Source organism: Intestinimonas timonensis, from assembly GCF_900626145.1.
Classification (GTDB): domain Bacteria; phylum Bacillota; class Clostridia; order Oscillospirales; family Oscillospiraceae; genus Intestinimonas; species Intestinimonas aquisgranensis.
Genome location: NZ_LR130816.1, coordinates 555,108 through 577,216, shown reverse-complemented (window position 1 = coordinate 577,216; position 22,109 = coordinate 555,108). Strand labels below are relative to the sequence as shown.

Genomic DNA, 22,109 nt, shown 5'->3' with positions numbered 1-22,109 from the left:
ACGGTTACATCGTCGGGACAGGGCCTGCGCCGGCTCCCTGGCCGTGCTTCGCTCAAGCCCCCGGCGGCTTTACTTTTTCTTCCGTTCGTTGTATGATGTTGGATACTGAACAGCGTAAATCCACCTGTCTATCTTCTGCATCTTCCAGATCTCGATTCGGAGGGATCCGACATGTCTGACCCACGCCAATTCAACCGCTCCGGCCAGGACCGGAACAACAGGGATCTGCTCTCCTGGATCCCCATTGTGATCTTTCTCTTCTGCTTTCCGCCCCTGGGGCTATTCCTGCTGATTCTGCGGCTGGTCGGCGTCACCGGCCGCCGCCGGGGGCAGGTGGGCCGCCATCCCTACGATCTCCAGCGAGAGGCCGCCGCTCAGGACGGCACCACCCAGGGGGAAGCCGCCGCCGCGTCCACCCAGACCGGCGCCGCCCGGCGTCGGAAGGCTTCCGCCCGGTCCAAGGCCGGGAAAAAGCTGGAGGAGCAGGGCAACGGCCGGCTGCTCACCATCGCCGGGGCCATCGTGGCCGCCGTCTTTGGGTTTATCGGCTTCAGTGAGCTTTTGGAGGCCCTCTATTGGGGTGACTTCCTTTTCTACCTGCAGGATATCTTCGTCCCTCTGGCCTTCTGCGGCGGCGGCCTGTGCATGCTGTGGTACGGCCTGCGGAAGGGCCGGCGGCTCAAGCGTTACCGGCAGTACCTCTCCCTCATCGGACGGCGGAAGTCCATCTCCGTGACCACCCTGGCGGAGGCCACCGGCTTCGCCCCCCGGAAAATCCGGGAGGACCTCCAGGACATGCTGGATGACGGCATCTTCCCCATGGGCTATCTGGACCTGGGCAGCGATCAGCTCTTCCTCACCGACGACGGCATCCAGGACCGGCCCAAGGAGGAGCCGGAGAAGGCGCCTGCGCCTCCCAAGGAGGTGGAGGGCGCCGAGGCGGTGCTCACTGAGATCCGCGCCCTCAACGACGCCATCGAGGACCCGGAGATGAGCCGGAAGATCGACCGCATCGGGGAGATCACCGGCAACATCTTTGCCTATCTGCGTGAGAAGCCGGACAAGGAGGGCAAGCTCCGCAGCTTTTTGAGCTACTATCTGCCAACCACCCTGAAGATCCTGGGCTCCTATGCCCAGCTGGAAGCCCAGGGGGTGGAGGGCGAGAACATCTCCGCCGCCAAGGAGCGCATCGAGGGCATGATGGACAAGGTGGTGGAGGGCTTCGAGCAGCAGCTGGACCGGCTCTTCCAGGATGACGCCATGGACATCACCAGCGATGTGGCAGTGCTGGAGCGGATGCTGGAAAAAGACGGCCTGGGCAACTCCGGCATGACGCTGGGGAGCTGAACCGTATTGTTAAATTTCCTAATTTTACTTTAACTTTTCTCTGTATTTCATTGAAAATATCCAAGGCTCGTGGTATAATATGGTTGAAGGGAGCGGAAGCCGTTACGGAGCAAGGAGGTACGCCATGAATGCCCTGACCATTACCATCAGCCGTCAGTACGGCAGCGGAGGGCGGGCCATTGCCGAGCAGCTCTCCAAGGATCTGAACATTCCCTGTTACGACAACGAGGTCATTTCCAAAGCCGCTCAGGAGAGCGACATCGGCGCGTGGGAATTCTCCATGGCGGAGAATATGCGCTTTTCCGAGTTCATATACGCCCTCTCGGACATCACCCCCCACTGCGAGTCCCAGCCGCTCACCTACGGTGAGCGCATCTTCGAGGCTCAGTCTACGGCGCTGCGGAAGCTGGCCGACCGCGGTCCCGCCATCTTCCTGGGCCGCTGCGGCAATTACGTGCTGCGGGACCGGCCCAACTGTGTCCACCTCTTCATCTGCGGCTCCCCGGAGGTCCGGGCACGCCGGGCGGTGGAGGTCTACGGACTCAAGGAGAGCGAGGCCGCTCGTGAGGTCCGGCGGATGGACAAGCTGCGCGCCGCCTACTACGGCACCAATACCGGCTGCCGCTGGGGCTACGGGGAGACCTACGACCTCATCATCAACACCGACAAGATCGGGGTGGAGGGGGCTGTCCGGCTCATCAAGAACTATATGATCCTCCAGGGCTGACCCAAAGATACAATGAGGGCCCTCCAGGCAATGTGAACAGATCCAGTAAAAACGGACAGTGACAAAAGCCCCCCTGATGTAGGAAAATAGACTACATCAGGGGGTTTTGTCATGAAGAAACGAAATTACACACACGTTCAAATGCTTTTACCAGAGATCAAGGCCATGTTGGCAGAGGGGAAAACACAGCGGGAAGTCGCAGAATACTATGGCTTCCGGAATAAGCAGGTGGTAAAAAGACTACTTGAGCGTGAGCGCCGTAAAGAACGAAAACTGGAAGCCGGAATCCGCCCACGACCGAAAGGACGGCCGAGAAAAGATGCTGCGCCAGGAGACGTTGTGGCAGAGCAGGCCTGTGAGATCCAACGGCTTCGCATGGAAAATAAACTACTGCGGGATTTTCTGCGCTTCACAGAAAGGAAGTGAGAGCAAAGGTAAAGTATCATATCATCTATCGTCACAGGACAGAGTATCCAGTGGCAGTCATGTGCAAATTCTTTGGAGTGTCCAGAAGCGGCTACTATGCTTTTGTCCATCGCCTAGGCAAGCCAGAAAAGGATGCGGCTCTTGCGGGGCTCATCGCACAGCAGCGGGAACGCAGCTTCCGCACCTACGGCTACCGGCGGATGTGGCTGTGGCTGAAAAGCCGGAATATCTTCTGCAATCCCAAAACTGTGCTGCGAATCATGAAGAAATATGATCTGCTCTCGGAGATCCGCCGCCGCAGGAAATGGCAGCAGATGGGGCGGCAGGCACACAAATACAGGAATCTGCTGAACAGGGAGTTCCATGCGGACAAACCTAACAGCAAATGGGTAACAGACATCTCCTACATCCACACCAGGCAGGGTGTGCTGTACCTTTCCATAATCCGGGACCTCTATGACAACAGCATCATCGCCTACAAGACTGGAACCCAGCAGACAGTGAATTTGGTTCTGGATACCGTTCATCTGGCAATGAAACAGGAGAAAAAGAGGGTCGCTGCGGAGTTGCAGCTCCACAGCGACCAAGGATTTCAGTACACCTCTGCAGCATACTTCAATCTGACTCAAGCATACGGAATCACACCATCCATGTCAAGGAAAGGAAACCCGTACGACAACGCCATGGCGGAAAATTTCTTCTCTATCCTCAAAACAGAATGTATTTACCGCCACAAACCGGCGACCTTTTCCGAAGCCAATGAGATGATTGACCGCTATATTTACTTCTATAACCATGAGCGCATCCAGTTAAAAACTGGAGAGGCGCCGCTGGCGCGACGCCTCTCCGCTTAAAACTTAATCTTTCCTACTAAGGGCTCTTTTTTGTACTGTCCGCACAATCTGGGGCAGTTCAATGCCTGGAGGGCCCTTTTTTGTTGTGTGTTACCGCTCCATCTCAGTGATGAGGTCCACCCGGCGCTGATGGCGTCCTCCCTCGAATTCGGTGGTGAGGAAGGCCTCCACGATCCGGTCGGCCAGGTTGGGACCCACCACACCGGCACCCATGGCCAGCATGTTGGCGTCGTTGTGACGGCGGGTCATCTCGGCCACATAGGGGTCGGTGCACAGGGCGCAGCGAATGCCCTTGACCTTGTTGGCGGCGATGGAGATGCCCACGCCGGTGGTGCAGATGACGATGCCCCGCTCGCATTTGCCGGAGGCCACGGCCTCGGCGGCTGCCTTGGCATAGACGGGGTAGTCACAGCTGGTGGTGTCGGCACAGCCGTAGTCCACGTAGTCCAGCCCGTGTGAATCCAGGTACTCCTTGACGTGCTGCTTCAGCGGAAACCCGCCGTGGTCGGAACCAAGTGCAATCATACTGATACCTCCTTGTTATATTTCAACGTGATTTTTACATCCTGCAACGGGTTTCCGCCGCCGCGCAGCGGCGTCCGGCGGTCACGCCGTTCAAGCGTTTTGCCCGAAGGGCAAAACCTTGGCATGGGGCGGATCTATTCCGCCCCGTGCAATTCCAGTAGGGGGGTCCCCGCAGAGCGCACCGGGCTCTGCGGGGCACAAGCCGCCGTGGTCGGAACCAAGTGCAATCATACTGATACCTCCTTGTTATATTTCAACGTGATTTTACATCCTGCAGCGGGTTTCCGCCGCCGCACAGCGGCGTCCGGCGGTCACGCTGTCCAAGCCTCTTGTCTAAAATATAATACTTTTTGTTGTATTCTATTTTAATATAACCTTTTGTGTAAGATAAGCTCTTCCGAATCTACCTCACAGCTTGACGGGTCTGGGCTGACGCTTCTCGTAAAGGGTCACATACCGGAATCCGGCCTGGGCCAGGAGCTCATAGGCCTCCGGTACCCCCTTGCCCACATTCTCCGTCCGGTGGGCGTCGGAGCCCACGGTGATGAGCTCTCCCCCCACCTCTTTGTAGCTCTTCAGCACCGGCAGCCAGTCGGTCGTGGTGCGGCCATTGTAGGTGTTGAGCTCGATGGCGTGGCCGGTCTGGACCACGGTGCGCAGGATCTCCCGGATCTGCTCCCAGTACCGGTCCAAGGATACAGTCTGCCCATCCCGCATGCACATATACCGCAGCGGATAGATGATGTGGCCCAGGGCATCGTAGTCCGGGAGGGGCGCCAGGCGGAGCATCTGGGCAAAGTAGTCGTCCAGGCAGGCGTAGCACACCTCCGGGGCGGTATAGTCCACAAAGTAGAAGTCCCTGGCGCCGGCCTCGGGGGTCAGGTTGTGGAGGGAGCCGATGACGAAGTCCAGCTCCGGCTGGTCCAGGGTGGCCCTGGCCCGGTCGGGATAGCGGTTGGCACTGCCGAACTCCATCCCCAGCCGGATGGTGAGCCGCCCCCGGTACCGCTCCGCCGCCTCCCGCCACTGCTCCAGAGCCGGGGCCCAGTCGTAGGCGTTGGGCTCGGGCTTGCCATCCTGGTCCACCAGGTCGTAGTGGTCGGTGACGCACAGCTCGGCAAGGCCGGCCTTCACGGCGGCCTCGGCCATTTCCATGAGGGGCACCTCCCCGTCGGGGGAGAGTTTGGTGTGGGTGTGATAGTCGATATAATACATAAAAGGGGACCTCCTATGTGGAAATCAGAACGGCCAGGAGGGGAACCACTTCAGGAAGCTGGAAGTATACCAGGTGGGCACCATGAGGCCGACAAGCACGGGATAAAAGGCGATATAGAGTCCCACAGCCAGGGCGGTAAGGCCGTACACCCCGTTCTTCCAGCGGCGGCTGCGTTCTATCAGGCCGTCAAAGAGCAGACTGATGGCCAGCACCAGAAAGAGGGTGGAGGGGAAGTAGTGGTACTCGAAGGTGGTGCGGCCGATGAACATCCAGGGCACCAGCTGGGAGAGGTAGCCCATGACAATGAAAAGGGCCTGGCGGGAGCGAAGGGGGAAGGCCCAGCTGGCTAGGGCGCCGCCGCCCAGCCAGAGGACCACGCCCAGAATCAGCAGCAGGATGCCGCCCACCAGCAGGGTAGTGCCGGCGTCAGACTGGAAGGTAGCCTCGGTCCGCAGGCAGGCCACCACGGCCACAGCGGCTACAGCCAGGAAGAAAATGGCCCGGGACCGCTTTCTGCGGAAGGCCTGGGCACCGCAGGCAAGAATGGCCAGCAGGCCGGTCCAGCAGACCACCGGATTGTTGAAGCAGCCGAAGGCGGCCTTGAGCCCCTCAGCCTTGCCGGAGGTGTTGTCCAGGTAGTAGAGGATGGGGCGGGCGTCCACGATCCACTGGTACCACCGGGAGGAGTAGGGGTGGGAGGCGGTGACCCCCTCGTGGTAGGTCAGCATGAAGTGCTGGTTCTGGAGTATGATGTCCACCACGTTCTGGCTGTCCTTGATGAAGAGCTCCCGCTCGCCGCTGAGGACCTGGGGCAGTTGGGTGAAGGGCCAGGTGAAGATCTCGGCCAGGATACCCCACAGCCCGGCGTCGTTGCCCCGGGCAGCGGCATAGGGCCAGTAGGAGAGGGTGTAGATGAGGGCTGGGATGAGAACAAAGCACAGCACCGAGAAGGCCAGGGTCTTCCACAGCCAGGGCAGCTTGCCCGTGGCCTCGGCGGGCCAGTCCCTAAGCTTGGAGAAGAGGCCGATGAAATAGAGGACGGCCAGGCCCACCGCCCCGTAGATGACGGTCCACTTGCTGGCGGCGCCGATGCCCCAGAAGAGGCCGGAGAGGAAGAGGGGCAGGGCGCAGCGGCGGAACGGAGTCCCCGGGGCCAGAGTCAGCCACCGGTAGAGGAAGTAGTACATGAGGAGGATATAAAAGACCCCGTAGGTATCGATGGTGCCGATGCGGGTCTGGGTGAGGTGCATGAAGTCCACGGCGAAGAGAATGGTGCCGCAGGTGGCCACCACTCGCTTGCCAAAGAGATTTTTGAGGAAGATATAGAGGATGGGCAGCATGAGCACGCCGAAGAGGGTGCCCATGAAGCGCCAGCCGAAGGGGGTCATGCCGAAGAGCAGGATGCCCAGGCTCATGGTGAGCTTGCCCAGGGGCGGGTGGGAGACCTCGTAGGGATAGACCCCCTCGATGTGCTCCAGGGCGGTACGGGGGTGGTAGATCTCGTCAAAGTAGGTGGAGTTGTACCAGGTGGACAGCTCCGGCACGGTGTCCTGCTCGTCAAAGAGGGCCTCTCCGCCGGTGGTGAGGCCGGTGAGATCGATGAGGCCGTTCTCATCACAGAGGGCCAGCTCCCCCAGCTCCAGCAGGCCCTTGTCAGCCCGGCCGGTGATGCGGAGGTACTTTATGTCCTGTGGGTTGGTGGGCTCCACCGTCTGCCACTTGAAGAGGTCATTATACTCCTGGGGCAGGGCGTAGCTGGGATCGTAGCCCTCGGCGTCGGCCCAGTACCACACATCCTTGCCGTCCTCCTCCTTCTGCCAGAGGGTATACCAGGTCTGACCATCCTGGGAGATCTCCACATTGTAGTCTCCGGTGCCCAGGTTAGAAAAGTAGACCAGCTTGGTGAGATGGATCTCCTGGGAGAGGGTCACGGTGACGGTCTGGTCCTCCCCGAAGTCCAGGGCGGACTGGGGCGCCGAAAAGGAGCCCAGACGGAAAAAGGCGGTGGCGGCGTAGACCGCCGTGATGAGGAGCATGGGCAGCAGGTCCGCCCGTCCCACCGGGTGGCGGGGCAGGGTGAAGGAGAAGGGTGTCTGCTCCTGGAGGGCCACCCACTCCAGGCTCCCCTTCCTGGGCCGCGCGGCGGCGCAGCAGTGGGCGGAAAAGAAGAATACCCCCGTCAGCACGGCCAGGGCGATGAGCATTCCCGGCAGACAGGGCAGGATATATTGGTCCACAATGGTTTGCAGCTGGGTCATGAGGCACCTCCGGCGCAACACAAAAATAGGGGGCGGGCACGCATGCCCGTCCCCTATTGTATTTCTTTTCCCTATGGATGTCAAAAGATTCTTGCCGGCGGCTCACCGGGGCATGACATGGAACAAAAATCCGTCGCCGCCGGGGACCAGGCCGATGTCGGCATCCTGGAAGCTGAACCCGGCCAGAGAGCTATCGCCCGGTGTATAGTGCTGGCAAATCATGACGGTGAGGTAGGGCACCTTCCCCTCCTGGGCCGACTTCCGGACAGAAGAGGTATCCACCTGCACCGTAGTCTGGAAGGGCTGTCCCTCCACATAGGGCACCTCCGCCTTGTTGCCGCCGGGAGCCCATGCCACTACGTAGTTGTAGTACGCCTGGCTTTGGTCCAGACAGCCGCTGATCTCCACGGTGGAACCGTCCACTGCCCGGATCTCCAGATAGCGGCCGGAGCCGAAGTCCTCACGGTAATAATCGGTGTCGTAGGGCTGGTCGGAGGCCGGGCCGCTGGGGCCGGTACCGGGCTGCGTCTCACTCCCCGTACCGGTGCCGGGCTGCGTCTCGCTCCCGGTGCCGGCGCCGGGCTGCTCCTCCGTGGTGGTACCGTCGGTAACCGTAACGGTGCAGCTGGCGGTCACGGTGCGGCCATTGGCGGTAGTGGCCGAAATGGTGATGGTATCGGTGCCCACCTTCTCGGCGGTGTAAATGGCGTGGAGGTTATCCGTGGCCCGCAGAGAGCCGCGATAGCTCCAGATGATGGTGGGGTTGAGTCCGGCGGGGACGGTCTCCACCGTCAGGTCCAGAGTCTCCCCCACCTTCAGGGTGGCGGAGGAGGGGGTGAGCTTCAGCCCGGTCAGGTCGGGCGCCTGGGTGACGGTGACGGCACAGGTGTCCGTATAGGTCTTGCCGCGGTAGGTCATGGAGGCAGTGATGGTGGCGGTACCGGCGCTGCGGCCGGTGACGGTGCCCTCGGCATCCACATAGGCCACGGCATAGTCGCTGGAGCGATAAGTGATCTGGGGCTGAGTGCCGGAGACGCCGCTGCTGCTGACGGTCAGCTTTTCGCTCTTCCCGCCCGTCATCAGCTCAAGGGTGGAGGGTGTCAGGTCAAAGGAGACATCGGTGCTGCCGGTGGCCTGGTTGGCGTCCACCTGGAGGGTGTAGATCAGGAGACCCCGGTTGTTCTCGGTATAGCTCCGGCCGATCACACCAAAGTCGGCCCGGACCCAGGTAAGGGTTTCCCGGTCCACCACCACATTGCCGGTGGGCATCTGATAGTCTGCCACGGTCTGGGTGCTCCCCATCTGGCGGCCCTGGCCGTCAAAGAGGGCGTAGCTGAAGTCGCCCACCTTGCCGGCGGCATCACGGGTCTGCCACATGACCACGAAGGTGTTGTCGTTAACGGTCACCAGGCGGACATTCTCCACCCACTCGCTGCCGTCGGTATAGTTGGTCAGCCACTGGATGTCGGCCTCGCCCTTGGGGAAACCGTCCTTGGGCACCACAGCCAGCATGGCGTTCATCCGGTCTGCCCGCCAGGAGGCGGCATCGGTCTGGGGGGCAGAGGCGCCGGCCAGCAGATAGTAGCCGTCGGAGGCGGCCAGTCCGCCCAGGGTGGCGCAGGTGGTGTTGTTGCCGATGGCGCCATAGAAGGGCAGCACCTCGGCCTGGGTGCCGCTGGACTGGGAAATGGCGAAGGCACGGGGATAGGCGTCGCCCAGGTCGGCGTAGACAGGCGCGCCGTCGGCAAAGATCACGTCCTGAGAAAAGGAGTGGCTCACATGGTTGTCGGGAAATTCACTGCTGGTCTCCAGCACCGACATGTCGGAGGTGCGGATATGGGCGGTGAAGTTGGACTGGTGGTTGATGCCATCTTCACTGGTGTAGCGCAGCCGGGCGGTATGGAGGACCAGGGTACCGTCCTCCTCTACCATGGCGGTGTTGGCGGTGGCGCGGAAGGGCTGGATGGTATAGCTCTCCCCGCCGGTGATGGAGGCAGCGCCCACCCGGTTCCAGTTCCGGTCGTATTTGACGACGCGGTAGACCTCTTTGCCGTCGTTTTCCTCCATGTTGCTCTGGCCGTAGACAGCATAGTAGCCGTCCTCGCCCACGTAGAAGCCGCCGAATATGGACAACTCGGCGGGCAGGGTACGGATACCCTGAGAGACACCGTCCTTGGAGAAGGTCTCCACCTTGAGCTGGGCCTCATCCACGGAGGCCACGGCATAGCCGCCGTCGGCGCCGGGGATCAGCCACAGGGCGGTGTTCTCCAGGTAGACGGAGCTGGTGGCCATCACGGGGGCCTGGCTCTGGAGGAGGGTCATCCCGGCTCCTGCCAGCTGCTCACTTCGGAGGGCAGTGGCCGAGGTGAAGGCCCGGTCCACCATAACGGCTGCCTCGTTCCAGGTAATGGTGCCCTTGGGGTTGAACCGCCCCATCTCGTCTCCCTCCATAATGCCCATGGCAGAAGCCTGGTCCACATAGGCGGCGGCCCAGGAGCTGATGGAGGCAACGTCGGTGAAGGTCTTGGCCGTACCCCGCTGGGCCACGGAGCCCTCCAGCACCGACTGCTCCAGGAAGTCGATGGCTGAGCACATCATTTTGGCCGCCTGCTCCCGGGTGAGGAGAGCCTCGGTGTCCGCCCGGCGCTGTCCGTTCACCAGGGTGCCCTCGGTAATGCCGTAAGCGGCGGCGTAATACATGCCGTTCTTTCCACCGAGGTTGTACTCGTTCACCGTGTCGGCGATGTCGGTAAAATAGCCGCTCTCCTTGGCGGGGACAGCAGCAAAACTGGAGGGAGTCATCTCCTTCTGGACCAGGTTCACCAGAAGCTGGCAGAAGTCGCCGCGGCGGATGGGATCGGTCGTGGCAACTTCGGTGTTGAGTCCCTCCAGAACTCCGTTTTCCTCCAGATGGGTCAGCTGTGTCGCCGACCAGGCAGGAGGCGTATCGGAAAAGGCGCCGGCGGACAGTCCGCCGGTGAGCAGCGCCGTTCCGATGCATCCGGCCGCCAGGATCTGTTTCCAATTCATTGCAGACAAACTCCTCTCTGTTTCGCGCCTGAAAACGCGTTTCTCACCCACAGTATAGCCCCCTCCTCATCAGAAGTCCACCCCCCGGAACAAAACAACCCCGGTCCCATGGGGACCGGGGTTAAAAAGGATTCATTTCTTCTTTTTGTTGCCCAGATTTTCAAAGAAATTTTTGATGGGGTCGCCGCCGCCGTGCTCCTCACCCATGGTGGCTGCAAAGGCACGCAGGGCCTCCTTCTGCTCCTTGTTGAGGCCGGTGGGGACCTTCACCTTCACGGTGACATACTGGTCGCCCCTGCCCCGGCCGCCCAGGCCGGGAATACCCTTGCCCCGGAGCCGGAAGGTGGTGCCGGACTGGGTGCCCTCAGGCATCTCGTACTTCACATTGCCGTCGATGGTGGGGATCTCCAGCTCGGCGCCCAGGGCAGCCTGGACGAAGGAGACGGGCTGGTCCATATAGACCGCAGTGCCCTCCCGACGGAAGATGGGGTGGGGCTTGACGGTGACGCCGATGAGCAGGTCGCCGGCGGGGCCGCCGTTGCGTCCCGCGCCGCCCTGGCCCCGGAGGGAGACGGCCTGGCCGTTGTCGATGCCGGCGGGGATGGTGACCGCCAGCTTCTTCTGCTTGCGGACGGTGCCCGCGCCGTTGCAGGTCTTACAGGGCTGGTGGATGATCTTACCGGTGCCGCGGCACTTGGGGCAGGAGGTGGTGGTGGAGAAGGAGAAGCCGCCGCCGCCCCGCTGGATGCGCACCGTACCGCTGCCGTGGCAGTCGGGGCAGACCTCTGCGGTGGTGCCGGGGGCACAGCCGGTGCCCTTACAGACGTCGCACTGCTCGGTGCGGCTCACCGTGACCTCCTTCTCGCAGCCGAAGGCCGCCTCCTCGAAGGAGATGGTGACCCCGGCCCGGATGGTCTCGCCCTTCTGGGGGGCGTTGCGCCGGCTGCCGCCGCCGCCCCCGAAGCCGCCGCCGAAGAAGGACCCGAACAGGTCGCCCAGGTCGATGTCCCCCATATCGGTGAAGCCGCCGAACCCGCCGAAGCCGCCGCCGTTGGGGTTGAAGTTGGGGTCTACCCCCGCGTGGCCGAACTGGTCGTACCGGGCCCGCTTGTCCTTATCAGAGAGGATCTCGTAGGCCTCGTTGACCTCCTTGAAGTTGGCCTCGGCCGTCTTGTCGCCGGGGTTGAGGTCGGGGTGGTACTTCTTGGCCAGCTTGCGGTAGGCCTTCTTGATCTCATCGTCCGACGCGCCCTTGCTGACGCCCAGGACTTCATAATAATCTCGTTTCTGTTCCGCCATTGGTTCTCACCTCTTTACGCGGAAAGGGGCGGGGTCTCCGACCCCGCCTGCACTTTCCATGGGCGCCGGGTTGACCGCCGGAGCCCTTTCTGAATTCAAAAGAATCTTACTTATTGTCGTCGTCCACGACCTTGTAGTCGGCGTCCACCACGTTGGGATCGGTGCCGCAGGAGCCGCCGCAGTCGCCGCCGGCGCAACCGCCCATGTCGGGGCCGGCCTGGCCGCCCTGGGGATTGGCCTGCTGGTACATCTTCTCAGCGATGGGGTAGAAGGCCTTGGTGGTCTCCTCGGTAGCGGCCTTGATGGTCTCCACGTCGGTGCCCTTCAGGGCTTCCTTCAGCTTGCCCAGGGCGGCCTCCACGCTGGCCTTGTCATTGGCGTCGATCTTGTCCTTGGCATCCTCCAGGGCCTTCTCGGTCTGGTAGACCACCTGGTCGGCCTGGTTGCGGACGTCCACCTCTTCCTTCCGCTTGGCGTCCTCGGCGGCAAACTGCTCGGCCTCACGGACGGCCTTATCGATGTCCTCCTTGGACATGTTGGTGGAGGAGGTAATGGTGATGTGCTGCTCCTTGCCGGTGCCCAGGTCCTTGGCGGAGACGTTCACGATGCCGTTGGCGTCGATGTCGAAGGTGACCTCGATCTGAGGCACGCCGCGGCGGGCGGGAGCGATGCCGTCCAGGTTGAACCGGCCCAGGGTCTTGTTGTACTGGGCCATCTCACGCTCGCCCTGGAGGACGTGGACCTCAACGGAGGTCTGGTTGTCGGCGGCGGTGGTGAAGACCTGGCTCTTGTTGCAGGGGATGGTGGTGTTGCGCTCGATGAGCTTGGTCATGACGCCGCCCATGGTCTCGATGCCCAGGGACAGGGGGGTGACGTCCAGCAGCAGCAGGCCCTTCACGTCGCCCACCAGAACGCCGCCCTGGATGGCGGCGCCGATGGCCACGCACTCATCGGGGTTGATACCTTTGAAGCCTTCCTTGCCGGTGAGCTTCTTGACCATGTCCTGCACAGCGGGGATACGGCTGGAGCCGCCCACCAGCAGGACCTTGGAGATGTCGTTGGCGGTGAGGCCGGCGTCGCTCATGGCCTGACGGACGGGGCCGGCGGTGCGCTCCACCAGATTGGCGGTGAGCTGGTCGAACTTGGCGCGGCTCAGGGTCAGATCCAGGTGCTTGGGGCCGGTGGCGTCGGCGGTGATATAAGGCAGGTTGATGGCGGTGGAGGTGACGCCGGAGAGCTCGATCTTGGCCTTCTCAGCGGCCTCCTTCAGGCGCTGCATGGCCACCTTGTCGCCGGAGAGATCGATGCCGTTGGAGCTCTTGAACTCGGCCACCATCCAGTTCATGATGGCCTCGTCGAAGTCATCGCCGCCCAGATGGGTGTCGCCGGAGGTGGAGAGGACCTCGATGACGCCGTCGCCGATCTCCAGGATGGACACATCGAAGGTGCCGCCGCCCAGGTCGTAGACCATGATCTTCTGGTCCTGCTTCTCCTTATCCACACCGTAGGCCACAGCGGCGGCGGTGGGCTCGTTGATGATACGCTTGACCTCCAGGCCGGCGATCTTGCCGGCGTCCTTGGTGGCCTGACGCTGGGCGTCATTGAAGTAGGCGGGGACGGTGATGACGGCCTCGGTGACCGGCTGGCCCAGATAGGCCTCGGCGTCGGCCTTCAGCTTCTGGAGGATCATGGCGCTGATCTCCTGGGGGGTGTAGGCCTTACCGTCGATGTTCACCTTATGGTCGGTGCCCATCTGACGCTTGATGGACATGATGGTGCGGTCGGGGTTGGTGATGGCCTGGCGCTTGGCCACCTGGCCCACCATACGCTCGCCGTCCTTGGAGAAGGCCACCACGGACGGGGTGGTGCGGTTGCCTTCGGCGTTGGCGATGACGACGGGCTCTCCGCCCTCCATGACGGCTACGCAAGAGTTCGTGGTACCAAGGTCGATACCGATGATCTTAGACATAAACGATTCCTCCAATATATTGAAAACTTATTTTTAACGATGGTCGTGCGGGCGGCCAAAGGCCGCCTACGGGATAAAGTTAATTTGCTACTTTAACCATGGCGAACCGGATGACCTTCTCGCCCAGCTTAAAGCCGGCCTGGAAGACGTCCACCACGGTGTTTTCCCCAGCGTTCTCATCCTCCACATGCATGACGGCGTTGTGGAGGGCGGGGTCGAAGGTCTCGCCCAGGGCGGGGATCTCCTCCACGCCCAGCTTGGAGAGGATCTCCTTCAGGCCGGTCATGGTCATTTCCACGCCCTTCTTGTACGCCTCATCGGCGGTCTCCTGCTTGAGGGCCCGCTCCAGATTGTCGTACACGGGCAGGAAGGCGGCCACGGCGTCGCTCTTGGCGCCCTGGTAAATGCCATCCTTCTCCTTCTGGGAGCGCTTGCGGAAATTGTCGTATTCGGCGGCCAGGCGGAGGTACTGCTCCTCCTTTTCGTCCATCTGCTTCCGCAGCTTTTCCAGCTCTTCCAGCAGCGGATCGGCCGCCGCCTCCTGCTGGGGAGCGGCCTGGGGCTCGGTCTGGGCCTGGGTCTCCTCCACGGGGACCTCCTCCACGGCCGGGTCCTGCTGTTTCTTTTCCTGCTTGCTCAAGCGATTACCTCCTAAGTGGATCGTCCTACTTCTCCGGTTCCTCCCCCGGCGGCAGGCTGCCCTGTTCAAAGAGGCGGCTCAGGCCGGCGGCGAAATAGGAGAGACGGGCGGTGATCTTTGCGTAATCCATCCGGGTGGGACCCACCACACCGATGACGCCTCGCATGCCGTCGCCGATGTCGTAGCTGGCCACCACCACACTGGTGTCTTTCAGGGCATCGGCCACGTTTTCCGGGCCGATGAGGATTTCCATGGGGTCCCCCTGGGGCACCGGGAAGCGGGCGGCGTCCTGGTCCTCGCTGAGATAGCTCATGAGGGGGGCGGCCCGGTCCAGACTCCGGTACTCCGGGTGGGAGAGGAGACTGGCGATGCCGGCGGTGTGGACTCTGCGCTGCTCCAGACTCTCCAGCACATCCATGGCGAAGGAAACTACCAAACTGATGAGGCCGTAGGCCTCGCCTGCCGCGTGGGAGGCCACCCGCATGAGCTCAGGGGTGATCTCGTCCAGGGTCAGGCCGGTGAAGGTGGTATTCAGCAATGTGTTCAGAAGCTGGAGCTGGGCCTCGCTCAGGTCGGAGGGAAGCCGCACCAGACGGTTGTGGACCACATTGGTGTCCGTCATCACCACAATAATAAAGGAGTCACTGGAGACCATCAGCAGATCGAAACGCTGGATGGTCACCCGGCTGGACCCGGCAGCCAGGGCGAAGGCTGGGTACTGGGTGAGCTGTGAGATCACCCGGCCGGCCTGGTCGATGACCTGGTCCAGCTCCCGCATCTTCAGGTGCAGGGCCTCGTTGAGCTTCCGGGTCTCCTGTGCCGACAGGCGGTAGTCCTCCATCAGCTCGTTGACGTACACCCGGTAGCCCCCCGGCGAGGGGATGCGTCCGGCGGAGGTGTGGGGCTGCTCCAGCAGGCCCAGGGCCTCCAGATCGGCCATCTCGTTGCGGATGGTGGCCGAGGACACGTTGAGCCCCGGCGTGGCGGCGATGACCTTGGAGCCCACCGGCTCCGCCGTCTGGATATAATTTTCGATGATGGCGCGGAGGATCTTTTTCTTCCGTTCTGTCAGATCCATCCCCGCTCACCTTCTTCTCTGTGGTTTTAGCACTCATTCTCCATGAGTGCTAATGTAAATCTACCACCACCCCGGTTAAAAGTCAATAGGGTAGGTTGTAAATTAAATGTGAACGGTTTCACCCCGGTAATTTTTGTTTTCCGGCCTTGCACACCCGTTGTCCGATTGCCAAATGGAGACAGATGTGGTAGGATGATGGAAGCAAAAGAGGAGGGGCTGTCATGCCGTTTGACTTTTCCATTCAGGACTATGACGACCAATATAAGGATGCCCTCATGGACATCTCCCTGCCCTGGCTGGAGGGCAACGACCTCCTGGAGCCGGCGGACATCGACCAGCTCACCCACCCGGAGCGGGTGCTGGCGGCGGGCGGGCGCATTTTTCTGGCCATGGCGGAGGGACGTCCGGTGGGCATGATGATGCTGGAGCCCTTCGGCAACGGTGTGGCCGAGCCCTTCAAATTCGGGGTGCTGGAGGCCTACCGGAACCACGGCATCGGCAAGGCCCTCATGGAGGCCACCATCGACGCCGCCCGGGCCATGGGGGTCCACACCCTGGTCCTCACCTCCCACCACAGCCTCAAGGCCGCCCTCCATATCTATGAGTCTTACGGCTTCCGCTATGAGGACCACGACCACGTGGCCTTCGAGCTCTCCGACATCGCCATGAAAAAAGAGCTCTGACCGTTGCAGAACCGGCACAGAAGGGCCGGTCCCGCTCGAAATCCCTCTATTCCGATCGTACTTTCTTTTTTTCAGCAGAAACCACCGTTCCTGCCTTCCCATTCTTTCCAGTATAGAATCCTCTCTCCCTCCACATCCTCTTTCTTACAGGAATCTTCGATGATGGAGGAGAAGCGCCATGATGAAACGAACCCTCGCTGTTCTGCTCTGCGCCGGGCTGCTGGTCTGTCCCGCCGCCGCTGCCGCCGCCGACAGTCCCCAGGTGGAGGCCGCCGCCGCCGTCCTGATGGAAAAGGAGACGGGCACCGTCCTGTGTGAGCAGAACGCCCACGACAAGCGGGAGCCCGCCAGCGTCACCAAGATCATGACCCTGCTGCTGGTGATGGAGGCTCTGGACGAGGGCCGTATGGCCCTCACCGACCAGGTCACCGTCTCCGCCCACGCCGCCTCCATGGGGGGCTCCCAGGTCTATTTAAAGGAAGGGGAGCAGATGAGCGCGGAGGAGCTCATCAAGGCCGTGGCGGTGGTGTCGGGCAACGACGCCGCCGTGGCCCTGGCCGAGCATATCGCCGGCAGCGAGGAGGCCTTCGTGGCCCGGATGAACGAGCGGGCCGCCCAGCTGGGCATGGCGGACACCAACTTCGTCAACTGCACGGGCCTGCCTGCGGCGGGCCACCTGACCTCCGCCTACGACATCGCCCTCATGTCCCGGGAGCTCATCCTCAACCACCCGGACATCCGGCAGTACAGCACCATCTGGATGGACACCATCCGGGGCGGACAGTTCCAGCTGGCCAACACCAACAAGCTGGTGCGCTATTTTGAGGGCTGCACCGGCCTCAAGACCGGCTCCACCGACTCCGCCCTCTACTGTCTCTCCGCCACCGCCGAGCGGGAGGGTATGGAGCTCATCGCCGTGGTGCTGGGATCCCCCACCTCCGCCCAGCGCTTCAGTGCCGCCCAGGCCCTGCTCACCTACGGCTTTGCCAACTATACCCTGGTGGACGTCCGCCCCGACCAGGCCATCCCGCCGGTGGCCGTCTCCCTGGGGGTGACCGACACCGTCCAGCCCGTGCTGGCAAACGGCAGCCGCATCCTGTTGGAGAAGAGCCAGCTCAACCAGATCACCACCTCCCTCCAGCTCTCCGAGGACGTGGAGGCTCCCGTGGAGCAGGGCCAGAAGCTGGGTGAGCTGACCGTCTCCGCCGGCGATACCCGGCTGTGCACCATCCCCCTGGTGGCCGACCAGGCGGTGGCGCGCATCACCGTCCCCGGCCTCTTCCTGCGGCTGGTGCGGAACCTCTTCCTGGCCGGGTAACGGGACGCTGACTTTTTTCCAGGAAAGAAACGGAAAAATATGCGTAAAATTTATGAATCCTCCTGCCCCCGCACCTTGACTGAGTGCTGTTTGTGTTGTATAATTCATACAAATAACATGACCTATGATTTTGGTCAATTAGCGTTATTGACAAGCTTCGACGGTGTCCCCAGGGGACATTTGGATAATATTACCAATGAAATGAGGCGCTGACCATGGATCGCACGAACAAACCCGCCGCCGCCGGGGAAGCAAACGTCAGGGCGTACACCAGCGGAGAGGCCATCCATGCCTGGGAATTCATGGGCTCCCACGCCCAGGAGCGGGACGGGCAGTGGGGCTATACCTTCCGCGTGTGGGCGCCCCACGCCGCGGAGGTCTCCGTGGTGGGAGACTTCAACCGCTGGGAGGAGGAGGCCAATCCCCTCTCTCCCATCGGCGGGGGACTGTGGGAGGGCTTTGTCCCCGGTCTGGATCGCTACGACATCTATAAGTATTCCATCCGCACCAAAGACGGCCGGACCCTTCTGAAGGCCGACCCCTATGCCTTCCACGCCGAGACCCGACCGGGCACCGCCTCCAAGCTCTATGAGCTGGGGTCCTACCAGTGGAACGACCAGTCCTGGCTGGACTATCGGAAGAAAAACCCGATTTATCACCGTCCGCTGAATATCTATGAAGTCCACCTGGGCTCCTGGCGGCGGACGGGAGACGGGCAGTTCCTCTCCTACCGGGGGATTGCCGACTACCTGGTCCCCTACGTGAAGGAGATGGGCTTCACCCACGTGGAGTTCATGCCCCTCACCGAGCACCCCCTGGACGACTCCTGGGGCTACCAGTGCACCGGCTACTTTGCCGCCACCAGCCGCTTCGGTACCCCCGACGACCTCATGTACCTCATCGACCAGCTCCACCAGGCCGGGGTGGGCGTCATCCTGGACTGGGTGCCCGCCCACTTCCCCAAGGACGCCTTCGGCCTCTATGAGTTCGACGGCGAGCCCTGCTACGAGTACCAGGACATGCGCAAGGGCGAGCATGCCGACTGGGGCACCCGGGTCTTCGACTACGGGCGCAACGAGGTGCGCTCCTTCCTCTTCTCCTCCGCCCTCTTCTGGCTGGAGAAGTACCACATCGACGGCCTGCGGGTGGACGCGGTGGCCTCCATGCTCTACCTGGACTACGGCCGACAGGGCGGCGAGTGGGTGCCCAACATCCACGGCGGCAATGAGAACCTGGAGGCCGTGGATTTTATCCAAAAGCTCAACGAGCGCATCTTCGCCGAGCATGACGACGTGCTGATGATCGCCGAGGAGTCCACCGCCTGGCCCAAGGTGTCCCACCCGGTGAGCGAGGGCGGCCTGGGCTTCAACCTGAAGTGGAACATGGGCTGGATGAACGACGTGCTCCACTATATGAAGCTGGACCCCTACTTCCGGCAGTTCAACCACCGGGACATCACCTTTTCCTTTATGTATGCATTTTCGGAGAACTTCATCCTGCCCCTCAGCCACGACGAGGTGGTACACATGAAGGGCTCCCTCCTCAACAAGATGCCGGGGACCTACGAAGAGCAGTTCCACGGCGTCCGGGCCTTCTATACATATATGCTCACCCATCCGGGCAAGAAGCTGCTGATGATGGGCAGCGAGTTCGGCCAGTGGAACGAGTGGCACTTTGAGTACTCTCTGGACTGGCACCTGATGGACAACGAGATCAACCGGAAGACCCAGGCCTTCTTCAAGGCTGCCAACCACCTCTACCTGGAGCACCCGGAGCTGTGGCAGGACGACTTCTCCTGGGAGGGCTTCGAGTGGATCTATGCCGACGACAACCAGGCCAACACCATCTCCTTCCTCCGCAAGGATGACAAGGGGGACGCTCTGGTGATCGTCTGCAACTTCTCGCCGGTGGACCGGACGGGCTACTGCATCGGCGTGCCGGTGCCGGGCGCCTACACCTGCATCTTCAACACCGACGACGAGGCCTTCGGCGGCGAGGGCCGGGGGGACAAGGAGCCGGTGAAGAGCACCTATAACCCCTGCCATGGCCGGGAGCAGTCCATCATCATCACCCTGCCGCCCATGAGCGCGGTGATTTACAAGTGCACCCGCAAGTTCCCCGCCCAGCGGAAGAAGGAGGCCAAGCTGGCCGTAAAGGCCCCGGCGTCCAAGCCGGCGGCGAAGGAGAAGTCCCCCCACCCGGCGGTGCGCCCCAAGGCCCAGCACCCCGCCGTAAAGAAGTCCCCCAAGGAGGGGTGAGCCCCCCTCCCGCTGTTCTCCTGTGATCTCCACTTTGACCAAGAGGTGATAGAGATGAAAAAAGAATGTGTCGCCATGCTGCTGGCAGGCGGACAGGGCAGCCGTCTGAAAGCTCTGACGTCAAAAGTAGCAAAACCCGCCGTTCCCTTCGGGGGCAAGTACCGCATCATCGACTTTCCCCTGAGCAACTGCGTCAACTCCGGTATCGACACCGTGGGCGTCCTCACCCAGTACCAGCCCCTGGAGCTCAACGGCTACATCGGCAACGGCCAGCCCTGGGACCTGGACCGCTCGGACGGCGGCGTCCACATCCTGCCCCCCTACGTGAAGGAGGGGGACAAGGGCACCTGGTACAAGGGCACCGCCAACGCCATCTACCAGAACATCGGCTTTATCTCCCTGTATGACCCCGACTACGTCCTCATCCTGTCCGGCGACCACATCTACAAGATGGACTACGAGCAGATGCTGGAGCACCACAAGGCCATGAACGCCGCCTGCACCATCTCCGTCATGGAGGTCCCCATGGAGGAGGCGCCCCGGTTCGGCATCATGAACGTGGACCAGGACGACATGATCTACGAGTTTGAGGAGAAGCCCAAAAAGCCCAAGAGCAACCTGGCCTCCATGGGCATCTACATCTTCAACTGGAAGCAGCTGCGGGAGTACCTCATCGCCGACGAGGCCGACGAGAAGTCGGCCAACGACTTTGGCAAGAACATTATCCCCGCCATGCTGGCCAACAACGAGCGGATGGCGGCCTACCGCTTCTCCGGCTACTGGAAGGACGTGGGCACCATCGACTCCCTGTGGGACGCCAACATGGATATGCTCTCCGTCCACAGCGGCATCGACCCCTACGACACCGAGTGGCCCATCTACGCCCGCACGCCCACCCGTCCCCCCCACTTCACCGGCCCTGACGCCGTGGTCCACCACTCCCTGATGACCGGCGGCTGCGTGGTGGACGGCGAGGTGGAGAACTCCGTCCTCTTCCACTCCGTGACGGTGGAGAAGGGCGCCAAGGTGCGCTACTCCATCCTCATGCCCGGTGCCGTGGTCAAGGAGGGCGCCGACGTGGAGTACGCCATCGTGGCGGAGAACGCCGTCATCGGCGCCGGCGCCAAGGTGGGTGCCCCGCCGGAGGCGGAGGGTGCCGACGACAACTGGGGCATCGCCGTGGTCGCCGAGGGCATCAAGGTGGGTGACAACGCCGTGGCCTCGGCCAAGGCCATGGTCACCCGGAACGTGAAAGGGGGTGCGGCGAAATGACCAACAAGCTGCACGGGATCATTTTCGCATACCGCTCCAATCCTCAGCTCCGGGAGCTCTCCCAGCCCCGGAACACCTGCTCCATCCCCTACGGCGGCCGCTACCGGGTGGTGGACTTCATGCTCTCCAACATGGTCAACGCCGGCATCTCCGACGTGGGCCTCATCGTACACGCCAACTACCAGTCCCTCCTGGACCACGTGGGCTCCGGCAAGGACTGGGACCTCTCCCGCAAGCACGGCGGCCTGCGCATCCTCCCCCCCTTCGGCTACGCCGACAAGCAGCGGGAGGGCGACTACCGGGGCCGCATGGACGCCCTGGCCGGCGTCTACTCCTACCTGGATCGCATCCGTCAGGACTACGTGGTCCTGGCCGGCGGCGACGTGGCCGTGAACCTGGACCTGGACGACGTCTTTGAGCACCACCTGCGCACCGGCGCCGACATCACCGCCGTGTGCACCCCGGTGCCCAGAGGGGATGCCCGCAGCTCCGACTACTTCACCGTCCGGGAGGACGGCATCATCACCGACGTGTCCGTCCACCCGGTGAGCCCCATGGGCTGTGAGTCCATGGAGGTGTACATCATGAGCAAGGACCTCCTGATGTCCCTGGTGGAGCACTGCATCGCCCACAACATCCCCTCCTTCAGCCAGGGGGTGCTGCTGGATATGGGCAGCCGCCTGAAGCTGGTGTCCTACACCTTCGAGGGCTACGCCGCCCGGCTCCAGTCCGTGGCCGGCTACTACGCCCGCAGCATGGAGCTGCTGGACCCCGCCGTCCGGGCTGATCTCTTCAACCCCCTGCGGCCTATCAAGACCAAGGACATGTCCAACCCCTCCACCTACTACGGCCCCGGTTCCAAGTCCAAAAACTCCCTGGTGGCCGACGGCTGCATCATCGAGGGCGAGGTGGAGAACTCCATCCTCTTCCGCGGCGTCACCGTGGAGAAGGGCGCCAAGGTGCAGAACTGCATCCTCATGCAGGGCACGGTGATCCATCAGGGCGCGGTGCTCAAATACGCCATCACCGATAAGAACGTACAGGTCAACGCCGGCCGGATGCTCATGGGTCACGAGACCTACCCGCTGGCCATCGCCAAAAACGCCGTGGTATAACGGTACATAGACCGCGCAGAGCGGCGCAGGGATGCGGCCGCCGTGTACGGCGGCCCCACACCTGCCCCCTCCGGGCACCCGCGGGTCCGCCCTG

At 62.3% G+C, this 22,109-nt stretch carries 17 protein-coding genes; 9 read left to right on the top strand and 8 right to left on the bottom strand.

What is annotated here, in order from left to right:
* The first annotated feature begins 171 nt into the window (after positions 1 to 171).
* The 4 genes from E0E29_RS02945 to E0E29_RS02930 all read left to right on the top strand — a co-directional run bounded on the left by E0E29_RS02945 (position 172) and on the right by E0E29_RS02930 (position 3,354).
* A complete protein-coding gene (locus tag E0E29_RS02945; protein WP_130848567.1) occupies positions 172 to 1,347 on the top strand; it encodes a 5-bromo-4-chloroindolyl phosphate hydrolysis family protein in 1,176 nt (391 codons plus the stop codon).
* Between the two features lie 124 nt (positions 1,348 to 1,471).
* A complete protein-coding gene (locus E0E29_RS02940; RefSeq protein ID WP_165449769.1) occupies positions 1,472 to 2,074 on the top strand; it encodes a cytidylate kinase-like family protein in 603 nt (200 codons plus the stop codon).
* 111 nt (positions 2,075 to 2,185) lie between these two features.
* Positions 2,186 to 2,500: an imidazolonepropionase gene (locus tag E0E29_RS02935; protein WP_130848458.1), complete on the top strand. Its 315-nt coding sequence runs from the start codon at positions 2,186 to 2,188 to the stop codon at positions 2,498 to 2,500.
* On the top strand, positions 2,497 to 3,354 hold the full coding sequence (locus E0E29_RS02930; protein ID WP_130848459.1) for an IS3 family transposase: 858 nt from the start codon (positions 2,497 to 2,499) through the stop codon (positions 3,352 to 3,354). The genes E0E29_RS02935 and E0E29_RS02930 overlap by 4 nt, the downstream gene beginning before the upstream one ends.
* A gap of 90 nt (positions 3,355 to 3,444) precedes the next feature.
* On the opposite strand, the gene rpiB is transcribed toward E0E29_RS02930, so the two are convergent.
* From rpiB to hrcA, 8 genes are all read right to left on the bottom strand, one after another.
* On the bottom strand, positions 3,445 to 3,879 hold the full coding sequence (gene rpiB / locus E0E29_RS02925; RefSeq protein WP_130848565.1) for a ribose 5-phosphate isomerase B: 435 nt from the start codon (positions 3,877 to 3,879) through the stop codon (positions 3,445 to 3,447).
* A 408-nt stretch (positions 3,880 to 4,287) separates the two neighbouring features.
* A complete protein-coding gene (locus E0E29_RS02920; RefSeq protein WP_130848564.1) occupies positions 4,288 to 5,094 on the bottom strand; it encodes a histidinol-phosphatase HisJ family protein in 807 nt (268 codons plus the stop codon).
* 24 nt (positions 5,095 to 5,118) lie between these two features.
* Positions 5,119 to 7,353, bottom strand: coding sequence for a glycosyltransferase family 39 protein (locus E0E29_RS02915; RefSeq protein WP_242622347.1), 2,235 nt, complete (start codon positions 7,351 to 7,353; stop codon positions 5,119 to 5,121).
* Between the two features lie 102 nt (positions 7,354 to 7,455).
* Positions 7,456 to 10,383, bottom strand: coding sequence for an Ig-like domain-containing protein (locus tag E0E29_RS02910; RefSeq protein ID WP_130848563.1), 2,928 nt, complete (start codon positions 10,381 to 10,383; stop codon positions 7,456 to 7,458).
* 132 nt (positions 10,384 to 10,515) lie between these two features.
* Positions 10,516 to 11,682: a molecular chaperone DnaJ gene (gene dnaJ / locus E0E29_RS02905; RefSeq protein WP_130848562.1), complete on the bottom strand. Its 1,167-nt coding sequence runs from the start codon at positions 11,680 to 11,682 to the stop codon at positions 10,516 to 10,518.
* A gap of 106 nt (positions 11,683 to 11,788) precedes the next feature.
* Positions 11,789 to 13,651, bottom strand: a complete 1,863-nt coding sequence (gene dnaK, locus E0E29_RS02900; protein ID WP_130848561.1) for a molecular chaperone DnaK — start codon at positions 13,649 to 13,651, stop codon at positions 11,789 to 11,791.
* 79 nt (positions 13,652 to 13,730) lie between these two features.
* Positions 13,731 to 14,291, bottom strand: coding sequence for a nucleotide exchange factor GrpE (grpE, locus tag E0E29_RS02895; protein WP_130848560.1), 561 nt, complete (start codon positions 14,289 to 14,291; stop codon positions 13,731 to 13,733).
* A gap of 25 nt (positions 14,292 to 14,316) precedes the next feature.
* Positions 14,317 to 15,369, bottom strand: a complete 1,053-nt coding sequence (hrcA, locus tag E0E29_RS02890; protein WP_130848559.1) for a heat-inducible transcriptional repressor HrcA — start codon at positions 15,367 to 15,369, stop codon at positions 14,317 to 14,319.
* A gap of 221 nt (positions 15,370 to 15,590) precedes the next feature.
* On the opposite strand from hrcA, the gene E0E29_RS02885 reads away from it, so the two are divergent.
* From E0E29_RS02885 to glgD, 5 genes are all read left to right on the top strand, one after another.
* Positions 15,591 to 16,052: a GNAT family N-acetyltransferase gene (locus E0E29_RS02885; protein ID WP_130848558.1), complete on the top strand. Its 462-nt coding sequence runs from the start codon at positions 15,591 to 15,593 to the stop codon at positions 16,050 to 16,052.
* 181 nt (positions 16,053 to 16,233) lie between these two features.
* Positions 16,234 to 17,370: a D-alanyl-D-alanine carboxypeptidase family protein gene (locus E0E29_RS02880; protein ID WP_130849060.1), complete on the top strand. Its 1,137-nt coding sequence runs from the start codon at positions 16,234 to 16,236 to the stop codon at positions 17,368 to 17,370.
* Positions 17,371 to 17,585: 215 nt separating this feature from the next.
* Positions 17,586 to 19,628, top strand: a complete 2,043-nt coding sequence (glgB, locus tag E0E29_RS02875) for a 1,4-alpha-glucan branching protein GlgB (protein WP_130848557.1) — start codon at positions 17,586 to 17,588, stop codon at positions 19,626 to 19,628.
* A 54-nt stretch (positions 19,629 to 19,682) separates the two neighbouring features.
* Positions 19,683 to 20,900, top strand: a complete 1,218-nt coding sequence (locus E0E29_RS02870; RefSeq protein WP_130848556.1) for a glucose-1-phosphate adenylyltransferase — start codon at positions 19,683 to 19,685, stop codon at positions 20,898 to 20,900.
* Positions 20,897 to 22,015, top strand: a complete 1,119-nt coding sequence (gene glgD / locus E0E29_RS02865; protein WP_130848555.1) for a glucose-1-phosphate adenylyltransferase subunit GlgD — start codon at positions 20,897 to 20,899, stop codon at positions 22,013 to 22,015. Before E0E29_RS02870 ends, glgD begins: the two co-directional genes overlap by 4 nt.
* Positions 22,016 to 22,109 lie beyond the last annotated feature (94 nt).

Coding starts and splice junctions, on each gene's coding strand:
- rpiB (WP_130848565.1), bottom strand. CDS start 3,879: ATGATTGCACTTGGTTCCGACCACGGCGGGTTTCCGCTGAAGCAGCAC.
- E0E29_RS02940 (WP_165449769.1), top strand. CDS start 1,472: ATGAATGCCCTGACCATTACCATCAGCCGTCAGTACGGCAGCGGAGGG.
- E0E29_RS02870 (WP_130848556.1), top strand. CDS start 19,683: ATGAAAAAAGAATGTGTCGCCATGCTGCTGGCAGGCGGACAGGGCAGC.
- hrcA (WP_130848559.1), bottom strand. CDS start 15,369: ATGGATCTGACAGAACGGAAGAAAAAGATCCTCCGCGCCATCATCGAA.
- glgD (WP_130848555.1), top strand. CDS start 20,897: ATGACCAACAAGCTGCACGGGATCATTTTCGCATACCGCTCCAATCCT.
- dnaJ (WP_130848562.1), bottom strand. CDS start 11,682: ATGGCGGAACAGAAACGAGATTATTATGAAGTCCTGGGCGTCAGCAAG.
- E0E29_RS02935 (WP_130848458.1), top strand. CDS start 2,186: ATGAAGAAACGAAATTACACACACGTTCAAATGCTTTTACCAGAGATC.
- E0E29_RS02885 (WP_130848558.1), top strand. CDS start 15,591: ATGCCGTTTGACTTTTCCATTCAGGACTATGACGACCAATATAAGGAT.
- glgB (WP_130848557.1), top strand. CDS start 17,586: ATGGATCGCACGAACAAACCCGCCGCCGCCGGGGAAGCAAACGTCAGG.
- E0E29_RS02945 (WP_130848567.1), top strand. CDS start 172: ATGTCTGACCCACGCCAATTCAACCGCTCCGGCCAGGACCGGAACAAC.
- E0E29_RS02915 (WP_242622347.1), bottom strand. CDS start 7,353: ATGACCCAGCTGCAAACCATTGTGGACCAATATATCCTGCCCTGTCTG.
- E0E29_RS02910 (WP_130848563.1), bottom strand. CDS start 10,383: ATGAATTGGAAACAGATCCTGGCGGCCGGATGCATCGGAACGGCGCTG.
- dnaK (WP_130848561.1), bottom strand. CDS start 13,651: ATGTCTAAGATCATCGGTATCGACCTTGGTACCACGAACTCTTGCGTA.
- E0E29_RS02920 (WP_130848564.1), bottom strand. CDS start 5,094: ATGTATTATATCGACTATCACACCCACACCAAACTCTCCCCCGACGGG.
- E0E29_RS02880 (WP_130849060.1), top strand. CDS start 16,234: ATGAAACGAACCCTCGCTGTTCTGCTCTGCGCCGGGCTGCTGGTCTGT.